The sequence below is a fragment of the Microbaculum mangrovi genome (assembly GCF_051390635.1).
Classification (GTDB): Bacteria; Pseudomonadota; Alphaproteobacteria; order Rhizobiales; family Tepidamorphaceae; genus Microbaculum.
Genome location: NZ_JBPODT010000002.1, coordinates 132,024 through 150,395, shown reverse-complemented (window position 1 = coordinate 150,395; position 18,372 = coordinate 132,024). Strand labels below are relative to the sequence as shown.

General features: G+C 64.6%; 24 protein-coding genes. 6 read left to right on the top strand and 18 right to left on the bottom strand.

The window, feature by feature from the left end; genetic code table 11:
• Positions 1 to 117 precede the first annotated feature (117 nt).
• On the top strand, positions 118 to 570 hold the full coding sequence (locus ACSF9G_RS07165) for a YcgN family cysteine cluster protein (protein ID WP_436639966.1): 453 nt from the start codon (positions 118 to 120) through the stop codon (positions 568 to 570).
• Between the two features lie 158 nt (positions 571 to 728).
• Here the strand turns inward: ACSF9G_RS07165 and ACSF9G_RS07160 are convergent, their stop codons facing one another.
• Both ACSF9G_RS07160 and ACSF9G_RS07155 read right to left on the bottom strand, forming a co-directional pair.
• Entirely contained in the window at positions 729 to 1,538 is an 810-nt protein-coding gene (locus ACSF9G_RS07160; protein ID WP_436639964.1) for a hypothetical protein, read from the bottom strand.
• Between the two features lie 28 nt (positions 1,539 to 1,566).
• A complete protein-coding gene (locus ACSF9G_RS07155; protein WP_436639962.1) occupies positions 1,567 to 1,782 on the bottom strand; it encodes a hypothetical protein in 216 nt (71 codons plus the stop codon).
• Between the two features lie 157 nt (positions 1,783 to 1,939).
• Between ACSF9G_RS07155 and ACSF9G_RS07150 the strand changes: the two genes are divergently transcribed.
• The gene (locus tag ACSF9G_RS07150; protein WP_436639960.1) at positions 1,940 to 3,085 is read left to right on the top strand and encodes a DUF2336 domain-containing protein; all 1,146 of its coding nucleotides are present in this window, start codon (positions 1,940 to 1,942) and stop codon (positions 3,083 to 3,085) included.
• A gap of 31 nt (positions 3,086 to 3,116) precedes the next feature.
• On the opposite strand, the gene ACSF9G_RS07145 is transcribed toward ACSF9G_RS07150, so the two are convergent.
• The 3 genes from ACSF9G_RS07145 to ACSF9G_RS07135 all read right to left on the bottom strand — a co-directional run bounded on the left by ACSF9G_RS07145 (position 3,117) and on the right by ACSF9G_RS07135 (position 6,328).
• Complete coding sequence (locus tag ACSF9G_RS07145) at positions 3,117 to 3,458, bottom strand: DUF1491 family protein (RefSeq protein WP_436639958.1); 342 nt, start codon at positions 3,456 to 3,458, stop codon at positions 3,117 to 3,119.
• Between the two features lie 197 nt (positions 3,459 to 3,655).
• Positions 3,656 to 4,501, bottom strand: coding sequence for a peptidoglycan-binding domain-containing protein (locus ACSF9G_RS07140; protein WP_436639956.1), 846 nt, complete (start codon positions 4,499 to 4,501; stop codon positions 3,656 to 3,658).
• Between the two features lie 21 nt (positions 4,502 to 4,522).
• The gene (locus tag ACSF9G_RS07135; protein WP_436639954.1) at positions 4,523 to 6,328 is read right to left on the bottom strand and encodes a sensor histidine kinase; all 1,806 of its coding nucleotides are present in this window, start codon (positions 6,326 to 6,328) and stop codon (positions 4,523 to 4,525) included.
• Between the two features lie 418 nt (positions 6,329 to 6,746).
• Between ACSF9G_RS07135 and ACSF9G_RS07130 the strand changes: the two genes are divergently transcribed.
• Positions 6,747 to 7,040 carry a DUF5330 domain-containing protein gene (locus ACSF9G_RS07130; RefSeq protein ID WP_436639952.1) on the top strand — a complete coding sequence of 98 codons (294 nt, stop codon included), beginning with the start codon at positions 6,747 to 6,749 and terminating at the stop codon, positions 7,038 to 7,040.
• Positions 7,041 to 7,226: 186 nt separating this feature from the next.
• Entirely contained in the window at positions 7,227 to 7,673 is a 447-nt protein-coding gene (locus ACSF9G_RS07125; protein WP_436639950.1) for a SufE family protein, read from the top strand.
• Here the strand turns inward: ACSF9G_RS07125 and ACSF9G_RS07120 are convergent.
• Both ACSF9G_RS07120 and ACSF9G_RS07115 read right to left on the bottom strand, forming a co-directional pair.
• The gene (locus ACSF9G_RS07120; RefSeq protein ID WP_436639948.1) at positions 7,666 to 8,526 is read right to left on the bottom strand and encodes a DUF6456 domain-containing protein; all 861 of its coding nucleotides are present in this window, start codon (positions 8,524 to 8,526) and stop codon (positions 7,666 to 7,668) included. The two genes, ACSF9G_RS07125 and ACSF9G_RS07120, sit on opposite strands and share 8 nt — an antisense overlap.
• Positions 8,523 to 8,891 carry a helix-turn-helix domain-containing protein gene (locus ACSF9G_RS07115; RefSeq protein WP_436639946.1) on the bottom strand — a complete coding sequence of 123 codons (369 nt, stop codon included), beginning with the start codon at positions 8,889 to 8,891 and terminating at the stop codon, positions 8,523 to 8,525. Before ACSF9G_RS07115 ends, ACSF9G_RS07120 begins: the two co-directional genes overlap by 4 nt.
• A 261-nt stretch (positions 8,892 to 9,152) precedes the next feature.
• On the opposite strand from ACSF9G_RS07115, the gene ACSF9G_RS07110 reads away from it, so the two are divergent.
• Positions 9,153 to 9,455, top strand: a complete 303-nt coding sequence (locus tag ACSF9G_RS07110) for a DUF6477 family protein (RefSeq protein WP_436642067.1) — start codon at positions 9,153 to 9,155, stop codon at positions 9,453 to 9,455.
• A gap of 52 nt (positions 9,456 to 9,507) precedes the next feature.
• On the opposite strand, the gene ACSF9G_RS07105 is transcribed toward ACSF9G_RS07110, so the two are convergent.
• The 11 genes from ACSF9G_RS07105 to ACSF9G_RS07055 form a co-directional block, all read right to left on the bottom strand.
• Positions 9,508 to 9,921: a Ros/MucR family transcriptional regulator gene (locus ACSF9G_RS07105; RefSeq protein WP_436639944.1), complete on the bottom strand. Its 414-nt coding sequence runs from the start codon at positions 9,919 to 9,921 to the stop codon at positions 9,508 to 9,510.
• 299 nt (positions 9,922 to 10,220) lie between these two features.
• Positions 10,221 to 11,906, bottom strand: coding sequence for a Na(+)/H(+) antiporter subunit D (locus ACSF9G_RS07100; protein WP_436639942.1), 1,686 nt, complete (start codon positions 11,904 to 11,906; stop codon positions 10,221 to 10,223).
• On the bottom strand, positions 11,899 to 12,141 hold the full coding sequence (locus ACSF9G_RS07095; RefSeq protein WP_436639940.1) for a hypothetical protein: 243 nt from the start codon (positions 12,139 to 12,141) through the stop codon (positions 11,899 to 11,901). Before ACSF9G_RS07095 ends, ACSF9G_RS07100 begins: the two co-directional genes overlap by 8 nt.
• Complete coding sequence (locus ACSF9G_RS07090; RefSeq protein WP_436639938.1) at positions 12,138 to 13,613, bottom strand: proton-conducting transporter transmembrane domain-containing protein; 1,476 nt, start codon at positions 13,611 to 13,613, stop codon at positions 12,138 to 12,140. Before ACSF9G_RS07090 ends, ACSF9G_RS07095 begins: the two co-directional genes overlap by 4 nt.
• Positions 13,610 to 15,109: a monovalent cation/H+ antiporter subunit D family protein gene (locus tag ACSF9G_RS07085; RefSeq protein WP_436639936.1), complete on the bottom strand. Its 1,500-nt coding sequence runs from the start codon at positions 15,107 to 15,109 to the stop codon at positions 13,610 to 13,612. The genes ACSF9G_RS07090 and ACSF9G_RS07085 overlap by 4 nt, the downstream gene beginning before the upstream one ends.
• Positions 15,106 to 15,474, bottom strand: a complete 369-nt coding sequence (locus tag ACSF9G_RS07080) for a cation:proton antiporter subunit C (RefSeq protein WP_436639934.1) — start codon at positions 15,472 to 15,474, stop codon at positions 15,106 to 15,108. The genes ACSF9G_RS07085 and ACSF9G_RS07080 overlap by 4 nt, the downstream gene beginning before the upstream one ends.
• Complete coding sequence (locus ACSF9G_RS07075) at positions 15,471 to 15,887, bottom strand: Na(+)/H(+) antiporter subunit B (protein WP_436639932.1); 417 nt, start codon at positions 15,885 to 15,887, stop codon at positions 15,471 to 15,473. Before ACSF9G_RS07075 ends, ACSF9G_RS07080 begins: the two co-directional genes overlap by 4 nt.
• A gap of 3 nt (positions 15,888 to 15,890) precedes the next feature.
• Positions 15,891 to 16,412 carry a DUF4040 domain-containing protein gene (locus tag ACSF9G_RS07070; RefSeq protein ID WP_436639930.1) on the bottom strand — a complete coding sequence of 174 codons (522 nt, stop codon included), beginning with the start codon at positions 16,410 to 16,412 and terminating at the stop codon, positions 15,891 to 15,893.
• A gap of 5 nt (positions 16,413 to 16,417) precedes the next feature.
• Complete coding sequence (gene mnhG / locus ACSF9G_RS07065) at positions 16,418 to 16,921, bottom strand: monovalent cation/H(+) antiporter subunit G (protein ID WP_436639928.1); 504 nt, start codon at positions 16,919 to 16,921, stop codon at positions 16,418 to 16,420.
• On the bottom strand, positions 16,918 to 17,202 hold the full coding sequence (locus tag ACSF9G_RS07060) for an MrpF/PhaF family protein (RefSeq protein ID WP_436639926.1): 285 nt from the start codon (positions 17,200 to 17,202) through the stop codon (positions 16,918 to 16,920). The genes mnhG and ACSF9G_RS07060 overlap by 4 nt, the downstream gene beginning before the upstream one ends.
• Positions 17,199 to 17,678: a Na+/H+ antiporter subunit E gene (locus ACSF9G_RS07055; RefSeq protein WP_436639924.1), complete on the bottom strand. Its 480-nt coding sequence runs from the start codon at positions 17,676 to 17,678 to the stop codon at positions 17,199 to 17,201. Before ACSF9G_RS07055 ends, ACSF9G_RS07060 begins: the two co-directional genes overlap by 4 nt.
• Positions 17,679 to 17,907: 229 nt before the next feature.
• Here ACSF9G_RS07055 and msrB point away from each other — a divergent pair, with 229 nt between their 5' ends.
• Positions 17,908 to 18,330, top strand: coding sequence for a peptide-methionine (R)-S-oxide reductase MsrB (msrB, locus tag ACSF9G_RS07050; protein ID WP_436639922.1), 423 nt, complete (start codon positions 17,908 to 17,910; stop codon positions 18,328 to 18,330).
• Positions 18,331 to 18,372: the final 42 nt, after the last annotated feature.

The window sequence follows — 18,372 nt, the reverse complement described above, 5'->3', positions numbered from 1 at the left end:
GTTCCGATTTGACCAATCCAGAGCGGTTGATGGCTTTAGATTCGGCGACGGGCAGACACAGTTTTCGTGATTTCGTATATTTCATTCAGAGTTGGCGTAATCACCTCGTATGCCCCCATGCCCACCCCGCCCTTCTGGAAAACCAAACCCCTCGCCGAGATGACCTCGGCCGAGTGGGAATCGCTGTGCGATGGCTGTGCGCGGTGCTGCCTGATGAAGCTCGAGGACGAGGATACGGGCGAGATCTGGTACACTAACGTCGCCTGCGCGCTGCTCGACAGTCAGGCCTGCCGCTGCACCGACTACAAGAACCGCGCGGCACTGATGCCGGATTGCGTGTCGCTGACGCCGGAGGAGCTTGACCGGATCACCTGGCTGCCGCCGACCTGCGCCTATCGGCTCGTATACGAGGGCAAGGATCTCTACTGGTGGCATCCGCTCGTCTCCGGCGACCCGGAAACGGTGCACATGGCCGGCATTTCCGTGCGCGGGCGCACGGTGCGCGAGCAGGACGTGCCGGAGGCCGACCTGGAAGACCATATCGTCGACTGGCCGCTCGAGGAGGCTTGAGGAACTACCTCCAAGAAAGCTCGCCCTGAGGAGCCGCCTGTAGGCGGCGTCTCGAAGGGCGCGGTTTCCGCCGGTGCTCGCCGCACATCCTTCGAGACGGCCGCCGAAGCGGCCTCCTCAGGATGAGGCTGAGAAGTCGCGACGGCCCGAGGAAAACATCACCTCTTGTAGACCATCGGCCCGTCGTAGGGCGGCGGCGACTTGCTGACGATCGCTCCGCCACCGCAATTGGGATCGGCGACGCCTGCTGCAAGCCATTCGACCTCGCTCTTCAGGCGATTGAGCGCGACGTCGGCCTCGGCTTCGTAGTTGCCGGTCGGGATCTCGATCTCGGTGCGCTGAATCGCATAGGCGTAGGACTCGACGCGCCAGCGCATTCCCGTGACGGCCCAGTCGGCGACCCGGCGGTTCTCCCAGACGCGGGCCCGCGCATCGGCGTCCTCCTCCGACGTCAGCATCACCGTGCGCGACAGCGCGGCCTGGCGCTGCTGGTCGGTGCGGCAGACCTCCTGCCAGACCACATAGTAGGGCAGGACCAGCGGGATATCGGCGGTGATCTCGTCGATGATCGAATTCCAGCGCCCGTAGTTCGACTGGTAGCCGTCCTTGCGCATCAGCCGGTAGTAGAGCGTCGGATCCGGACGCCAACGCGAATCGGGCCAGATACGGGTGCGCACCCACTCGGTCTCGTTGCGCGCCCTGAAGGCGTCGAGATGGATCGGCATGATGAACCGGTAGGAGCGGGCTCTCAGCTCCTTCTCGTCGTCGGTGAGCATGAAGTCGGATACGGGCTCGCCACGGTTGCGCGCCATGCGATCGCCGATGTCCGGCAGCAGCACATCGTTGACGTAGCCCTTCACGGGCCGCCCGAAATCGCCGGCCTCGGCGGCGCAGCCGGTCAGTGCCGCCGCGAGCATAACGGCGGAGAGCACAGCGCGGACGTCACGCCCGAAAGTCACCGACGTCATTCCGCCGTTGCTACACTCCCGGACCCGGTCAGGGCTTGTCCGCCGTTGAACCGGATGGCCCCTCGCCCGGCCCGGAAACCTGAACCAGGCGATGAGACAGATCGATTTCCATGCGTTCGATCCGCACACCGGGAAAAATGATGACTTCACCCATCTTCTCCGGCTTGTCCGCCGAACGCGCGCCAATCTCCGGCTGCCGCCGGCTTCGACGCATGTCGCTGTTGAATTTCAGCACCGCTGCCATCGTACGTCTCCCAAATCGGAGCGTCGGTCCGGCGCTCGCGGAGTCCGCGCCGGCTAGCCGAACAACGGCATTAACGATTCATCAGGGTTAACAGTTCGCTAACAGGTAACCACTACCGTGAACGCAATGGTGGTGGCGGCCAAAGGCGAGACGCGGGATGGATCAGGGTTTCGAAGAAAGATTTCAGGATGCGCTGTCGACGCTGATCGGCAGCCGCATGATCGAAGCCGACGATGTGCGCGCGACCGCGCTGAACACGTTGACCGACCTGATTCACGAAACGGCCCGCCGCGGCGACCGGCACGTACCGGCCCATTTCGGCGAGCTGATGGGAGCCCTGTTCCCCCGTGTGAGCCCGCAGATCCGCGCCACCATATCGCGCCGCCTCGCCCCCTGCGAACTCGTCAGCCCCGATATAGCCCGACTCATGATCGCCGATTCAGCGGAGATCGCCGCGCCGATGCTGCGCCACAGCCCGGTGCTGACCACCCAAGACCTCTACGACGTTGCCGTCGGTGACAGCGAGGAAAAGGCGCGCGCCATGGCTTCGCGGACCGACCTCACGGCCGAAATCGTATCCGCGCTGGTCGACAGGCAGGATCCGGCGATCGCCACATCGCTGGCGCTGACGCAAACGGCAGCCGTCGACGAGGCGACGGCAGAGCGCATCGCCGCCATACCGAACCTGCCCCGCTCGGCGGCACGACGGCTGATCGAAAGCGCCGAACTCTCGGACGATGCACTGGCACGGCTTTTCTGGCTGGTCGAGGACGATGCGCGGCGGGCGATCCTGGAGCGGATCGCCAACCGGCACGGCGGCGGCGAAGCCGGAGCGCGGACGCATCCCCATCATGCCGGCGTGGATCTCGGCGAGACCCTGTTTGCGCTGGCCGCCGTCGGCGAGCGGGCCGAGATCGCCCATCGGCTCGCAAGCACGCTGTCGCTGCCGCGCGAACTCGGCGCCCGTATCGTCGGCGACCTGCATGGCGAGCCTCTGACCGTTGCGACGCGCGCCGCCGGCATCGCCCCCGATCAGGCTACCGGCATCATCCTGCTGACCGTGACCGAAGCAGGCCGTTCCTACGACGTCCTGCGTACGCTGGCCGGCCTGGCTGAGAGCCTGACGCCCGCCGTCGCCCGGCATGTCGTTGGCCTCTGGAGCGCCGCCCCCGCGAGCGGGACGACCGCCCGGCACGAGCCGAGCGTGGCGCGTCCGTCGGCGCGGGCACCCCGATCGGCCGCGGGCGCTCCGCGCAGGCTCGAGGATGTCGTCGCCGATCTCAGCCGCCGCACGGGCTCCTGAACCCGACGACGCCCGCCGGCCCCTGTCGCATTCAGTCGATAACCTGCTCCAGGAGATGGCGGCCAGTCCGCTCCTCCACCTCGACCACCCACAGGTCTGGATCGAAACGGCGTTGCCTGGCGAGATATTCCTCGGCCCTGGCGTCCTCCACGGGCTCGGTGCCGGTCGCCCGTGACCACAACCGTTCGAGTGGCCGGTCTTCCTCGAAGGCGGTCTGCGGCGCCGGGCCGTAAACGTCGGCGGTCCCGTCGAGCCGGTTGATCTTGATGAAGATCGCGCCGGCCTCCTCCGCGCCGCGGCGCATCACGGCGACGGGTATGCCTTCGGCCGACAGCCGCCGCACGTAGGCCGAGACCCAGATTGCCGATTTCAACCGCAAAACATATCCTCCGACGGAACGTGGTTGTCTCCCGGCTCCCACGGTAGCCGGTCGGGGTATGGGAGCGCACCCTGCCCGTTCACAGTCAGGGACGCAGACCATCCCGGCGCGCAGGGACCGGCGGTGCAGTCGCGCCCGGAGGGATATCCCGCTCCGAACCGATCATGACGCTGCCCCGCGTGTCTGCCGCGTCAGCCGAGCGGCACGCCCGAGACCGCGGTGAGTTCCTGCAGGAGCCTCGGCGATATCTGGCCGGTCATGGGCATGCCCCGATCGACCTCGAAGTCCTCGATCGCCCGCTTCGTCGAGGACGACAAGCGCCCGTCGATGGAGCCCGGCGCGTAGCCGAGATCGGCGAGAATCGCCTGGACCGCCTCGACACGCGCATCAGTATCGGACGCAGGGGAAGCCGCCGGGAGAGGCGCCGCAGCCGATTGTTCCGGGGCGGCTGTCGCGCTGTGTTCGGCCTCGTCGGCCTGCTCGATCAGCGCGGCCACCGGGTCGCCGTCATGGACGGGTGTCGCCGGGCCCGTGGCCGCCTCGTTTCCCGGCACCGGACGCACCGGGCTCGGGACCGGCTGCGGCGGGGCTTGCAGCGTAGACATGCGTACATGGGCCAGCAGGGCCTCGGAGGGCTGGCCGGTGTCGGCAAGGCTTGCCATGCGCTCGTAGTCGCGGATAGCGGCTTCCGTGCGCGGGCCGTACTGGCCGTCGATGCCGCCCGTATAGAAGTTGCGTCGCGCCAGCTCGATCTGGAGATCGCGCGTCAACGCCATCTGCCTGGCGACGAGGCGGGCGCGGTCGGCGTCCTCCGCGCTGGCGGGATCGATCTTGGTCACCTGGCGATCGGGCCTGGTCGGCGGCAGTTTCGCCGGAATGCCGACGAGCGCGTCGCGGCCGAGGAACGGGGCCGGATGCGGCCCGGTCTGCAGCCACATCGCATTCACCGAGATCGCGCCCCACGAGCCGACGACGGCCGCGGCGGCGAGCACGCCGAGAGGATTGCGAATGACCACTCCGATAAGCCTGCCCAACATGGCCTGATTCCCTGTTCGGTTCTAAGCGCGCAGCTTGATCGCGCCGGTCGCGTCCGGCGACGTTTCCGGCTGCGCGTCCGGCCCTATCGCGCCTTCCGCAGATGCCTGCGCCAGCGCGCTGCGCGGCAGACGCACCGTCACCCGCGTGCCGAGACCAAGCTCGCTCTCGATATCCACCTTGCCACCGTGCAGCACAACCAGACCCTTGACCACCGACAGCCCCAGTCCCGTGCCGGCATGGCGGCGATCGAACGTCTCCCTGAGCTGCACGAACGGATCACCGAGACGGGCAATCTCGTGGCGCGGGATGCCGATCCCCTCGTCGGCGACGTATATGGCCACCCCGTCGCCGTCGCGATAGGCGCCGACGACGATGCGCCCCCCGGATCGGGAGAACTTCACCGCATTCGACAGCAGATTGAGCACCACCTGCTTGCAGGCGCGACGATCGGCGCAAAGCTCCGGCATGGAATACGGCAGGTCGGTCTCGATCCGCAGACTCGCGGCTTCGGCGTCGCCCGCCACCATCTTGCGGCAACCGTCGATCAGCTCGGCGACGTCGACCGGCTCGGGATGAATATCGAAATTGCCAGCCTCGATCCTCGCCATGTCGAGGATGTCGTTGACGACCTCGAGAAGGTGGTCACCACTCTCGTGGATCAGTTCGGCATACTCGCGGTGCTTTTCGTTGTCCATGCGGCCGTAGAGCTCGCTGGTCAGGATCTCCGAGAACCCGATGATGGCGTTCAGCGGCGTGCGCAGTTCGTGGCTCATGTTGGCAAGGAAGCGGCCCTTGGCGAGGTTAGCGCTTTCGGCTTCCTCGCGGGCTTCGCTCAACGCGATTTCGGCCCATTTGCGCTCGTTCACCTCGCGCAATACGCCAACGATATCCGGGGTCGCCCCGGGCTCGCCTGGTATCGGACCGCATCTCATCTCGACCCACACATAGTCCTGCGCACCGTCGGGCAGCCCGCGCTGAACGCGGAACTCGACGTCCGACGGGCGGCCGGCCGCCGCATCGTCGAGCGCGGTCAGGTAGTTGGGCCGGTCGGCGACATGCACCCTGGCGAACAAGCCGTCGCCGTCGAGTTCCGCACCACTGGTGCCCAGCAACACCTGCGCGGCGTCGCTGGAATAGGTGACATTGCCGTTGCGGCGCAACGTGAGCAGGACATCACCGGCGGCGTCGACGATCGTCCGCAGGCGGTCTCCGCCGGCGCGCTGGTGTTCGGCGAGCGCCCGGGCCATCGCACCGCCGCGGGCCGCCAGCAGCCCGGCATAGAGAAGCGCCGGCAGGGCGCCCAGCAGCGCGAGAGACCAGGTAGGAACAGGAAACGCAAGGGCCGCAGGCAGCAGCGCGGCAGCATCGAGCCCGACAAGCGCGAGCAACGCGGCCGCAGCGATTCCGGCGGCTGCTACGACAGTCCGCGCGGAGCCGGACAGCGCCGCTTCGACGGGCACCGCAACCAGCCACGGCAGGAAGAGGGACGTCGGACCGCCGGTCCACGCCGATGCGAAGACAACCAGTCCCGACAGCGTCGAGGCGGACATCAGGTGGGCCGCCGCAAGTCGCCCGGTGCGCGACAGATACAAGGCGACCGCCAGCGGCGCTGTCAGCCACGCGAAGCAGGTTGCCGCCAACAGATCGGGGGCACCCCACAGCGCCAGGTAGACGGGCAGCACCACGACCGTGGCCATTCCGCCGATCAGCCTGGTGGCAATGAAGCTGGCGTGAAAGGCGGCTCGGATCGGATCGTGCCGTGCACTCTCGTGCACCATTGAGGCTACGATGCGGGAAAACGGCGAATTGGACTCGAAAACGCGCACTGAATACTCCAACCACCCTTAACCGTCCGGCGGGATGGCAATCGGGGCAAATCACGGTATTGACCGTACGAAGGGACTATGCCAGCGCCCCCTTAAGGGAACGCTAAATCGAGGCCAAGATCGACCGTGATTTTATCAGGGTTAACAACCACATAACGGCAGAAAACCCTTTTGATCCGGAGACTTCGGGCATCCATGCCCCGACGTGAGCGCCGCTGCCGGGCGAATAGTTCAAATTTTCTCTTTTCGGCAAAGTCGATCTCAAGTCCGCCCGCGTAAGGTCTCGTCATGATCGGCGCGAGACGGTGTCGACAGACAAAGGGCAGACGTCATGTTTCTCATTCGCACAGCATTCTGGCTGTCTTTGGTAATACTGTTCATCCCGACGGGCGAAACCGTGACGTCGGAGACGGAATCCTTGGACAGCGCGAACCAGGTTTCCACGCTCGAAGCGCTCTCGGCGGCGCAAAGCACGATGTCGGATCTCGCCGGCTTCTGCGAACGCAATCCCGATACATGCCAGACCGGTTCGGCGGCGCTGAAGGTCTTCGGCCAGAAAGCTCAGTACGGCGCCAGGAAACTCTACGAGTATATCGTCGAGGTGAATTCCGACAGCGGCGCCGACGAGACGATTTCCGTGTACGGCGGCATCGATACGCTGCTGCAGGAAGACAAGGATATTCCCTGGCAGGGTCCGGAAAACCAGGGTTGACCCCAAGGCCGGGCCAAAGCCGGCTTCGGGTACACACGTTTCGTCGGGCCTAACGGCGCGACGACCCGGCCGCGGGCGGTGTCCTGCCCTTCACCGCCCGCGGCACGGGGCCTGTCCGGCTCAACCGGCGGATTTGATCAGCCATTGGAATTGGCAGCGCCGGCCGGGGGCCTTATATCCGGGGGCATGACCAATGCAGCAGGCACCGCGCCGATCCAGACCATCCTTGACGATTTCGCCTTCCTCGACGACTGGGAGGATCGCTACCGCTATGTGATCGAGCTCGGCCGCACGCTGGAGCCGCTGGGCGACGCCGAACGCACCGCAGAGACCAAGGTCAACGGCTGCGCCAGCCAGGTCTGGCTGGTGACGGAGGTTACCGATGGCGACGATCCGGTGCTTAGCTTCCGCGGCGATAGCGATGCCCATATCGTGCGCGGTTTGATCGCAATCCTGCTTGCGCTCTATTCAGGGCGGCGGGCGAACGAGATCCTCGGTATCAGTTCGACCGAAATCTTCGACAAGTTGGGCCTTCGCGATCATCTGAGCTCGCAGCGCTCCAACGGTCTCAAGGCGATGGTGGCACGCATCCAACGCGACGCCGAGTCAGCCACGGCAACCGCCCTCAGTTAACGGACGAATCTGCCGCGGCCCCGGCTCTGGGCCGGTAGTCCTCATCCCCCCAGTGCAGGATTTTCCTGGCGCGGTCGGCGCCGCGAGCCGTTTCCGACAGGCCGTAATGCGCCGCCAGCCTGTCTAGCGCGATACCCAGCACCACCTTGGCGGAACGGCGCGGCCAGGCGCGTTTCCGCTCCGCGTCCTCCAGCCCCGTCAGAAAGCAGCATACGTCGAGCAGCAGGGCACCGAGATCGGGGCCGAGCGCGCGCAGAACCACCTCGACGCGCTCGCGGGCATCAAGCGCGGCGTCGGTGACATCGGCGGGGCCGCCGCCACCACAACGACGGCGCTTGCCGGCCGACGGCCGCGTCCAGTCGGCGGTCACGCGCGGATTGAGCCGTCCACGCTCGAAATCGGCGCGTAGCCGTTCACCAGCCACGAACTGGGTTTCGGTGACCAGCGGCCTGCCGTCGGCGCCCCGGCGGCGGCGCAGCCATGCGAGCGGGCTCTCGTTGGTGGCCACGGTCGCCGGCGCCCGTCCTCCGCCGGGCAATTCGACCTCTATCCTGTCAGTCGCGAGATGCTGACCCCGCCAGGGGTCATCATGGGATTTCTGCCGACGCAGCCAGGCAAGACCCGCCTGGCTTGCGATCTGTGCCGCCCCGACCGACACGAGCCAGTCGTTGGCCAGCATCATGTCGACGAGCGCGCGATCGGCGACGACCTGTGGCGTCTTGTCATCGCGAGGTCGGAGTTCGTACCGATCCGTGACATCGCCGGAAGGCTCAAGCCGCCGGCCGTGTTCGGCCAGTGCCAACAGGATACGCGCAGCCCACTCCTCCTGGCGCCGGCCCAACGAACGCCTCATGCCCCCTCTCCTGCCGCAACGGCGATACGGCGCTCGATCCGGGACATACGGGCGTCGAAGCGGACATCGTCACGCCGGTCCTCGATCCGGGCGCAGGCGTATGTCACGCAGGTGCGGTGACGGCGGAACATCTGTCCGATTTCGGCGTAACTCCAGCCGAACACCACATGGGCCAGATACATCGCGACATGGCGCGCAAAGGCCTCGGGCGCGGTCGTTCGTCCGGCGGCATCAATCGACGCCTCGCGAACCCTGAAACTACGGGAGACCACCGTGACCAGCACGGACTTCTTGTGCTGACGCGAGACCGCCGGATCCGGCGCTTCTTTTCTGCACGGCGTCCCAACTGGCGACCGGATCTCCATGCCTGGCTCCCTCATACGCAGCCGCCTCGGATGAACGGCAATAGGAATTATTTCCTCTTTTCTAACGCAGCGCTGGGAAGCGTGAATAGATTCCGGCTGGATCTGTCTTTTTCTCTTTTGATCCCCTGTGCTTAGCAGCAACTTCAATAGGATTTTTTTCTCACACCCTGAACGTCCTCTACCCTCGACGAACCGAGACGGATCGATGAGGCGGTGGCAATGGCAAGCGGGAAACAGCCGAGAAAAGAGGCCGGACACGACGTGGCGGATCGGATACCCCGCAAAGCGAGGGGTATTCGCCAAGCGGTTGGCGCCGGATTAGTGCGCTACGAGCGCAGACGGCATCTGCCCTGGCTGGCGCGCGCCACGCCGGACGAAATCGCCAGCACCAACCCCGCTGTTGCGCAGTCGATCGTCGCGCGGTTGGAGCGGGCGCTAAGGGCCGAACGCCGGCGCGGCCGTGCGGGCCATTGGAGCTACGATATCAATCGACATATCGCGCTGATGCAGGCACTGGCCGCGGAAAAGCAACGCCTCGGCAAAGTTTCCCTGCCGAGGCGATGATCATGGCCTGCCGTCGCGCCGCGACGGCGGGCCGGAAAGCTATAACAGGACGTCAGCGACGCTTGCGACGCTGGCCGAGACCCATCTTCTTGGCAAGGGCCGACCGTGCTGCGGCGTAATTCGGAGCGACCATCGGATAGTCAGGCGCCAGACCCCACTTTTCCCGATATTCCTCGGGCGAAAGATCATAGTGCGTGCGCAGGTGGCGCTTCAGCGACTTGAACTTCTTGCCATCCTCGAGACAGATGATGTAGTCCGGCGTCACAGAACGACGCACCGGCACTGCCGGCTTCAGCTCTTCCTTGACCGGCTCCATTGCCCCCGTCGCGGCCGACACCAGCGCCTGATGGACATCGCCGATCAAAGCAGCAAGATCGCTGGTCGGCACAGTATTGTTGCTGACATAGGCAGAGACGATGTCCGCAGCCAACTCTATCAGTTCGGTTTTCGGGGTGGTCTGTTCCATAAGATTTCGAACTCTTCTCACGGTGTTTTGGGAAACCGGCGGGGATTTGGGATGCCCAAAAAATCGCATTCCGCGATTTCGACCGGCCGGGTGCCGGAACCTGTTCGATTCGCCGTCAGTTTTTCCAAGCGAGGCGAGACATAATATAAGGCATATCCGATATCAACTGGATACCGGACTTTATTTTACTCGCCCTGAATAAAACTTACGTTATTCTGATACAATCGCTCGCCATCGCGGTGCAAGGCGGTTGTAGGCTTTCATCTTGCCAGCATTACCCAGCGGAAACAGCGGTTTTGCTACCGCACATAGTACACCAGCAACCATGCGGCGAGTAACAGCGTCGCCCACAGTACCATCGACCCGGTAGGCCAGGTCCGAGCGAGAACGCCGCGTGGGCCGTGATGCTTGTAGACCCCGGCAACGAAACGGCGCGCCTGGCTGGCCGTCCGGTTCGCGACGGCCTCCCAAGCGGCCAGCATCCGCCAGTCGAACTCGCGGCCGAGCGCCTTGCCGAGCCCACGCCAGAACCAGTCGAAATCCAGCGTGATCGTCTCGGTTCTCTTTAACATGTTTAGCAGCAGGAAAAAGGCGAGGCCGGAAAACAGCAAAAGCTGCAATTGGAAGATCACGTGGGACCAGGTGTAGGGCACGTAGTCGACCGGATAGGGCAGCATCGCGTAGAGCGGCGCGGGGAAGATGCCGAGGCCGATGCACAGCGCCGACAGGAGCCACATGGCGGCGGTCATGTTGCCGGGCGGGTCCGGTGGGCGCAGGCCGGAATCCTTCTGGAAGAAGACGAACCACGGAAACTTGATGCCGGCGTGCAGGAAGACACCGGCCGATGCCGCGGCGAGGGCGAACCAGACAATGGCCAGATTCGCGTCGGCGGCGCCCTGGCTGATCATAGACTTGGAGATGAACCCCGATGTGAGCGGGAAAGAGGAGATCGAAAGCGCACCGATGATGCCGCAGATGGTCGTCACCGGCATGGTGCGGAACAGGCCGCCGAGATCGGTGCACTTGCGCTTGCCCGTGGCGTAGAGCACGGAACCGGCCGACATCAGCAGCAGCGCCTTGTAGATGATGTGGGCGAAGGCGTGGGCGGCGGCGCCGTTGAGCGCCATCTCGGAGCCGATGCCGATACCCGTCACCATGAAACCAACCTGGTTGACGATCGAATAGGCGAGGATACGGCGCATGTCGTTCTCTAGGATCGCGTAGACAATCCCGTAGAAGATCATATAGAGGCCGATCCAGATCAGGATCTCGGTACCCGGGAAGCCCCGCAGCAGCACATAGACGGCAGTCTTGGTGGTGAAGGCCGACAGGACCACCATCCCACTCCAGGAGGCTTCCGGATAGGCGTCGGGCAGCCAGGCGGAGAACGGCGGCGCGCCGACATTGAGCAGGAAGCCGGCGAGGATCAGCCAGGTGCCGAGGGACCCGACCTCCATCGCGGTAAAGGCGATCGACCCGGTATCGACCACATAGGCGGCGATGCCCGCCATCAGCACGACGCCGCCGAGCAGATGGATGATGGCATAGCGGATACTCGAGCCCCAGGCGTTCGGTCCGCCGCACCAGATGACGACGGTGGAGGCGAGCGCCATCAACTCCCAGAACACGAAAACCGTCAAAAGGTCGCCGGCAAAGACGACACCGACCGCGGCGCCGGAATAGGCGTAGGCGGCGGGAAGTTCATACCGGTTCGGCTGGTTGAGCGAGAACAGGCCGCCGGCAAACGCCATCAGCGTGAAGACGGTGCCGAAGACACGCGACAGCGCGTCGCCCTGGACGGGGGCGAGCTCGTAGCCGAACCAGGAAATCGTCAGCGCCGGCCCGTCCGGTACCCCCCAGACGAGATACAGCGCCACCAGCGGCAGGACGAGCGCGAAGACCGAGCGCAACGCACCCGTCAGAAACGGTAGCAAAAAGGCGCCGAAGAACAGGATCAATCCAGGCGGGAAGACAGTCTCAATCATAGTAGTCGTCCCGCCGCTTCAGAACGGCGCCGAGCGCCTTGGAGAACACCACCAGCACAACGCAGGATACGAATCCATACCAGGCGCCGAAGCCGAAGGTGCCGTCGACGCCGAAATAGCTATGGTACACGACGAAGAAATCGGCCAGCACGGTGATGGCCAGGATGGCGATGAACACGATCCACAACAGGCGGATCGTCTCGGGCCGGACGAGCCAGGGCTGCTTTTCCTTCATTGGCCAATCCCCACCATCGACTCGGCCAGCGCGACAAGTGGCGCGGGAAACAGGAACAGAAGAATAGTGCCTGCCGCCGTCGCCGTCAGGGCGATAACGATCGGCAACGGAGCCTCACCATGGTCGCCGTGCTGTTTCACATACCCCTCGTCTTCCTTGCGCGCGAAGGCGGCATAGACGATGGGGAGGAAATAGGCCGCGTTCAGGGCCGTGGACGCGATGATCACGCCGACGGCGAGCCAGGCTTCGGCGCTGTAGGCGCCGGACAGGATGAACCATTTGCTCAGGAAGCCGGCCGTCGGCGGCACGCCGATCATCGATAGGGCGCCGATCGCGAAGGCCCCCATCGTCCAGGGCATGCGCCGGCCGATCCCGTTCATCTGGCTGACTTCGGTAACGTGCCCAGCGGTGTAGACGGAGCCGGCGGCGAAGAACAGCGTGATCTTGGAGACGGCGTGGGCGGCGATGTGCACGGCGGCGCCAACCAGCGACAGCGGCGTCAGGATCGCCGCGGCGAGAACGACGTAGGAGAGCTGGCTGACCGTCGAATAGGCCAGCCGCTTCTTCAGATTGTCCTGCCTCAGGGCCACGAGCGATGCGACGATGACCGTGAAGCTCGCGACCCACATCATCCATCCGGCCGTCCCCGCATCGACGAGATAGTCGACGCCGAAAACGTAGACCACGACCTTGGTGACCGTGAAGACGCCCGCCTTGACGACGGCCACGGCATGCAGCAGCGCGGAGACCGGGGTCGGCGCGACCATAGCCGCGGGCAGCCAGAAGTGGATGGGCATCACGGCTGCCTTGCCGATGCCGTAGACGAACAGGAACAGGAGCACGCCGACCATGGCGACCGGCACCGTTTCCGGCAGGATTCCGCCCCGGTTGAAGGTCAGCGTTCCCGCCAGCGCGCCGGTCCAGATGATGGCCGGCAGCAACAGCAGCATGGAGGTGCCGATAAGGATCGAGAGGTAGATCCGCCCGCCGATCCGCGCCGCGTCGTTGCCCTTGTGGGTGACCAGCGGATAGGTCGAGAGCGTCAGGATCTCGTAGAACAGGAAGATCGTGAACAGGTTATCGGAAAAGGCGATGCCCATGGTGGACGCGATCGCCACGGCGAAGCAGACATAGAACGAGGTCTGGCGCGGCTCGTTGTTGCCGCGCATGTAGCCGATCGAATAGATCGAGTTGACGATCCACAGCGTCGAGGCGACGCAGGCGAAGATCATGCCGAGCGGCTCGACCGAAAAGGCGATGACCACCCCCGGCATCACCTCGAGCCCGCCGGTCATCGGCACTTCGCCGGCCAAGACCAGCGGCACGATGGAATAGACCACGGCGAAGAGCAGGCCGGCGGCGAGCAGGGTCACGGCCTCGCGCACATTCGGCAGCCGGTGGAACAGCGGAATCAGAAGCGCCGCGGCGGCCGGAATCGCGAGGGCCAGGAGGATCAGGGTCGAACCGCTCATCTCAGCCCCGCGAACAAGACGTCTGCGGCCTGCGCGGCGATGCCGGCCGTCATTTCAGAATCGATACCGAAAGCGATGCAGGCGCCGGCAAGTATCCAGGTCGGCACGAGCATCGAAAGCGGCGGATCGGTCGCTTCGGCCGCGGCCCCCGTGGGCTGGCGGAACCACGCCATCTCGACCACGCGCCCGATGTAGATCATGGCCAGGAACGAGCTGCCCATGATCAGGAAGGCCAGCCACCACCAGCCGTTCTCGATGGCGGCCATCGCCAGGTACCATTTCGAGATGAAGCCGACCGTGCCCGGCACGCCGATCAGCGACAGGCCGGCGATGACGAAAGCGGCCATGGTGAACGGCATACGCCGGCCGATACCCGCCATGCCGCCTAGGCGGCAGTGGCCGATCCGGTAGGCGATGCACCCCATCACCATGAACAGCGCGCCCTTCATCAGTGCGTGGTTGAACAAGTGCACGATGCCGCCGGTCAGGCCGAGCGGAGTAGCCTCGGCGATGCCAAGCGTGATGTAGCCGATCTGCGCGACCGACGAATAGGCGAGCATGCGTTTGACGTTGTCCTGGAAGATGGCGACGATGGAGGCCGCGTACATCGCGGCGATCGACATGATCAGCAGGATCGGAGTGACCGGCAGATCCTCGAAGACGAAGGCGACACCGAAGATCGAGAAGTAGTACCGAAGCAGCAGATAGACGGCGACCTTTGTGGCGGTCGATGCGATGAATACCGTGGCCACCGACGGGGCGCCGGTATAGGCGTTCGGCAGCCAGACATGCAACGGGAACAGTGCCAGTTTCAGGCACATGCCCACCGTGATGAAAGCGAGCGCGGCAAGAACCGGTCGGGTCTGTTCCACCGCGACGATGCGCTCGGCCATGTCGACGAAATTGAGCGTGCCGGTCATGGCGAACAGCAGGCCGACGCCGATGACATACAGGGTGGCGCCGATAGTGCCCAGGATCAGGTACTGATAGGCCGCGACCAGTGCCCGGCGGTCGTTTCCGAGGGCGATCAGCACGTACATCGCCAGCGACGAAACCTCCATGAACACGAAGGCGTTGAACGCGTCGCCCGTGATTGCCATGCCAAGAAGGCCGGCGAGGCAGAGTAGATAGACGCAGTAGAACCACGCCTGCTTGTTCTCGGCGATTTCCGCGGCGACCGACCGTCGCGCGTAGGGCATCACCACGGCGCCCATGATCGAGATGAGCACCAGCAGGAAGCCGTTGACGACGTCGACGCGGTACTCGATGCCGTAGGGCGGCTCCCAGCCGCCGAATGCGTAGGACACCGGGCCGGTCGTGAGCACCTGCATCAGCAGCATGACGGAGATCACCGGCATGGCGAAGCTGACGAGAGTCGCGATGGCCCAGCCGAAGCCGCGCCGGTCGATCAGCGCGCACAGGGCCGCGCCGGCAAGCGGCAGGACGATCTGCAGAGCGGGAAGCTGCTCTGCGAGGTGAAACCCCTCACCTGTCATTCTTCACCGCCCTCGTCGAAGATTTCGTCTTCCTCAATGGTCCCGTAGGCCTCGTTTATGCGCACCACGAGACCGAGACCGAGGGCCAGCGTGGCAACGCCGACGACGATGGCGGTAAGGATCAGCACGTGCGGCAGCGGGTTCGAATAGACCGTGAACCCGTCGGCGAGAATCGGCGGCGTACCACCGAGGATTTTGCCCGGAGAGATGTAGAGCAGATAGACGGAAGTCTGAAAGATCGACAGACCGACCAGCTTCTTGACCATGTTGCCGCGCGCGACGACCACGTAGAGGCCGGCGACCATCAGGAAGATGGTGATCCACTGATTGTAGTGATCGACGATCTCGGAAACGAACTCGTTCATCGGCCCCGCCCCGCGAATGCGTAGAAGATAGCCACCATGGTGCCGGAGACCGTGATCAGAACGCCGAGCTCGATCAGCGTGATGCCGAGATGCTGGCCGCCTACCGGATCATGTTCGAGCACGGAGTAATTCAGGAACTCGCCGCCCATGAACATGCCGGCGACCCCCGTGCCGAGAAAGATCAGCACGCCGAGCGAGATCATCTTCTCCACGGCCTTGACGGAGAGCACGCGCATCGCCCGGTCAACGCCGAACATGATCGCATAGAGAATGATGCAGGCCGCGACGATGACGCCGGCCTGGAAGCCGCCCCCGGGTCCGACCTCGCCGTGGAACTGCACGTAGAGGCCGAATACCAGGATGAACGGCAACAGCAGCTTGGTGACAACGCGAAGGACGACATCTAGGCGCATGGTCTAGTCCTTCGCCTTCGACCGCGTATTGCGACGCAGCAGCAAGAGGACGCCGATGCCCGCCGTGAAAACGACGACCGTTTCGCCGAGGGTGTCAAAACCACGATAGCTGGCCAACACCGAAGACACGACATTGGGAACTCCCGTGTCCGGCAGCGAGCGCTCGAGATACGCCTGGCCGACATGGGTATTCGGCGGCGTGTCCGCCGCGCCGAAAGGCGGCATGTCGGCGGCGCCATACACGAGCGCGGCGCCGATGACGATGGTCACGAACATCGGCAACAGCGGCGTATGCCTGGGTGCGGCTTCCTCGGACTTGGTCAGATAGAGCGCGGCCAGCATCAGTACCGTGGAGACACCGGCGCCAACGGCGGCCTCGGTCATCGCCACGTCGACGGCATCGAGCACGATCAGAACGCTTGCCATGAGGAACGAGTAGATGCTCGACAGGATGACGACCGCGAACAGATTGCGCAGGCGCACGACGCCGATAACGACCAGCGCCATCATCGTCAGGAGCACCATGTTGATCAGCGCTTCGATGACGAGCCTCCCTTGCCTTTGCCCGGCGACTTCTTCGCGGATTTCGACTTCGACGCGCTCTTCTTCCTTACGGACGTCTTCCTGGTCGGCTCGGCGGGCCTGGAAAGCGGCTCGCGGCGCGTCTCGACGACGCCGAACTCCTCGATCAGTTCGAGTTCCTTGTTGCGCCGGCGCCCGGCACGGTCGAGCAGAACCGGGCGCAAGCCGACGGCGAGCGCGCCACGAGCGAGCGCGTGCGTGGCCAGCGGACCGGTGAAGAAGAATACGGCCAGGATGATCACCAGCTTCACCGTCACCAGCGTGAAACCGGCCTGAACGATCATGCCGAGGATCAGGAATCCGGCCCCCATCGTGTCGCTGACCGACGTCGCGTGCATGCGGGTGAACACGTCCGGCATGCGGATCAGCCCCAGCGCGCCGACTACAAGGAAGAAGCTGCCAATGGCCAGGAAGATCCCGCTGACGACGTCGGCTAGGAGATCGATCGTCATTGGGTCGGCTCCTCGCCGCCCCGATGGCCGAGATCGCCAAAGCGGAAGTATTTCAGCACCGCGATCGTACCGACGATATTGAGCAGTGCGTAAAGAATGCCGATATCGAGGAATTCCGGCCGCCCGGTGAGGAAGCCGAACACGGCGAGCAGCAGGATGGCGCAGTTGCCGATCGAGTTGGCGGCGACCAGGCGGTCGAAAACGGTCGGACCGGCCAGCGCCCGGACGACCGCGAGCGCAAGCGCGACGAGCACCGCAATCGCTGCGACAGCAAACATCATGTGCCGGCCTCGAAGCTTGCGACGCGGCGATCCATTTCGCCTTCCTCCAGCACTTCGCCGCCGTCCTCGGTCAGCGCGTGGACCAGGATCTCATGCTTGCGCTCCGATACGACGGCGGAGATGGTGCCCGGCGTCAGCGTGATGGAGTTCGCGTATGTGGTGATGCCCACGGTGCCTTTCTGGTGGGCCGTCACCCGAACGAGCGTCGGCGAGATGGGCAGCTTCGGATTCAGGATGATCTTGGTGACGTCGATCGCCGACTTCATGATCTCCAGGATCAGCCACGGCCAGTAGAGGACGCCGCGCCAGAACAGTCCGTAGGGGAAGCTCTCCTCGTCGAGGATGTCGAGCCGGCGCGCGAAGACGACGCCCAGCCCGACGGACAGGATGCCGTAGCCGATGAGCAGCGCCTCGTAGTGGCCGGACAAAAGCAGCCAAAACGCGAAAAGCACCGCCGCCAAGATCACAAGCCGCATGTTTCGGCCTCTTCCACGCCCCGCCAAACCGGAAGCAACATCGCGCCCCCGTCGTCGGATATAGGTGCGTCTGTATCCTCGAATCGCATGTCGTTGAACATACGAAGGGGCGCACCGGCGTCAATCAAAACCGGTCCAGATCATGCGATAACTCAACAAGTCTTGGCATAGGCGCACCTCCCGCCCTATGTGATCGGCAATTGACTCTTCGTTGTGGAGACTGTGCCAGATGTCCGATCAATCCGAACGGCCCAAGGTCGCCAAATCCGATCAGGAGTGGCGCGAACGGCTGACGCCCGAGCAATACAGGGTCACGCGCAAGCACGGCACGGAGCGCGCCTTCACAGGCCCCTACTGGGACGACAAGGACCCGGGGACCTATCTGTGCGTCTGCTGTGGCGCGCCCCTGTTCGACGCCGGCACGAAGTACGAGTCCGGCACCGGCTGGCCGAGTTTCTACGCCCCCCTCTCCGCCGATGCCGTCATCGAACACGAAGACCGCTCGCTGTTCATGCGCCGCACCGAGGTGCGCTGCGCCAGCTGCGACGCCCATCTCGGCCACGTCTTCGCCGACGGCCCGCAGCCGACGGGACTGCGCTACTGCCTGAACGGCACTGCCCTCAAGAAGGTGCCGGAAGGCGGAACCGAGTAGCCTCTTGCCTTGTCGATCCTGCCGCGGGCCGGTAGTAGCCTG

Excerpts from the sequence above, each read along its gene's own strand:
- ACSF9G_RS07165 (WP_436639966.1), top strand. The coding sequence starts at position 118 with ATGCCCACCCCGCCCTTCTGGAAAACCAAACCCCTCGCCGAGATGACC.
- ACSF9G_RS07160 (WP_436639964.1), bottom strand. The coding sequence starts at position 1,538 with ATGACGTCGGTGACTTTCGGGCGTGACGTCCGCGCTGTGCTCTCCGCC.
- ACSF9G_RS07155 (WP_436639962.1), bottom strand. The coding sequence starts at position 1,782 with ATGGCAGCGGTGCTGAAATTCAACAGCGACATGCGTCGAAGCCGGCGG.
- ACSF9G_RS07150 (WP_436639960.1), top strand. The coding sequence starts at position 1,940 with ATGGATCAGGGTTTCGAAGAAAGATTTCAGGATGCGCTGTCGACGCTG.
- ACSF9G_RS07140 (WP_436639956.1), bottom strand. The coding sequence starts at position 4,501 with ATGTTGGGCAGGCTTATCGGAGTGGTCATTCGCAATCCTCTCGGCGTG.
- ACSF9G_RS07125 (WP_436639950.1), top strand. The coding sequence starts at position 7,227 with ATGACCAATGCAGCAGGCACCGCGCCGATCCAGACCATCCTTGACGAT.
- ACSF9G_RS07120 (WP_436639948.1), bottom strand. The coding sequence starts at position 8,526 with ATGAGGCGTTCGTTGGGCCGGCGCCAGGAGGAGTGGGCTGCGCGTATC.
- ACSF9G_RS07115 (WP_436639946.1), bottom strand. The coding sequence starts at position 8,891 with ATGGAGATCCGGTCGCCAGTTGGGACGCCGTGCAGAAAAGAAGCGCCG.
- ACSF9G_RS07105 (WP_436639944.1), bottom strand. The coding sequence starts at position 9,921 with ATGGAACAGACCACCCCGAAAACCGAACTGATAGAGTTGGCTGCGGAC.
- ACSF9G_RS07100 (WP_436639942.1), bottom strand. The coding sequence starts at position 11,906 with ATGATTGAGACTGTCTTCCCGCCTGGATTGATCCTGTTCTTCGGCGCC.
- ACSF9G_RS07095 (WP_436639940.1), bottom strand. The coding sequence starts at position 12,141 with ATGAAGGAAAAGCAGCCCTGGCTCGTCCGGCCCGAGACGATCCGCCTG.
- ACSF9G_RS07090 (WP_436639938.1), bottom strand. The coding sequence starts at position 13,613 with ATGAGCGGTTCGACCCTGATCCTCCTGGCCCTCGCGATTCCGGCCGCC.
- ACSF9G_RS07085 (WP_436639936.1), bottom strand. The coding sequence starts at position 15,109 with ATGACAGGTGAGGGGTTTCACCTCGCAGAGCAGCTTCCCGCTCTGCAG.
- ACSF9G_RS07080 (WP_436639934.1), bottom strand. The coding sequence starts at position 15,474 with ATGAACGAGTTCGTTTCCGAGATCGTCGATCACTACAATCAGTGGATC.
- ACSF9G_RS07075 (WP_436639932.1), bottom strand. The coding sequence starts at position 15,887 with ATGCGCCTAGATGTCGTCCTTCGCGTTGTCACCAAGCTGCTGTTGCCG.
- ACSF9G_RS07070 (WP_436639930.1), bottom strand. The coding sequence starts at position 16,412 with ATGGTGCTCCTGACGATGATGGCGCTGGTCGTTATCGGCGTCGTGCGC.
- mnhG (WP_436639928.1), bottom strand. The coding sequence starts at position 16,921 with ATGACGATCGATCTCCTAGCCGACGTCGTCAGCGGGATCTTCCTGGCC.
- ACSF9G_RS07060 (WP_436639926.1), bottom strand. The coding sequence starts at position 17,202 with ATGATGTTTGCTGTCGCAGCGATTGCGGTGCTCGTCGCGCTTGCGCTC.
- ACSF9G_RS07055 (WP_436639924.1), bottom strand. The coding sequence starts at position 17,678 with ATGCGGCTTGTGATCTTGGCGGCGGTGCTTTTCGCGTTTTGGCTGCTT.
- msrB (WP_436639922.1), top strand. The coding sequence starts at position 17,908 with ATGTCCGATCAATCCGAACGGCCCAAGGTCGCCAAATCCGATCAGGAG.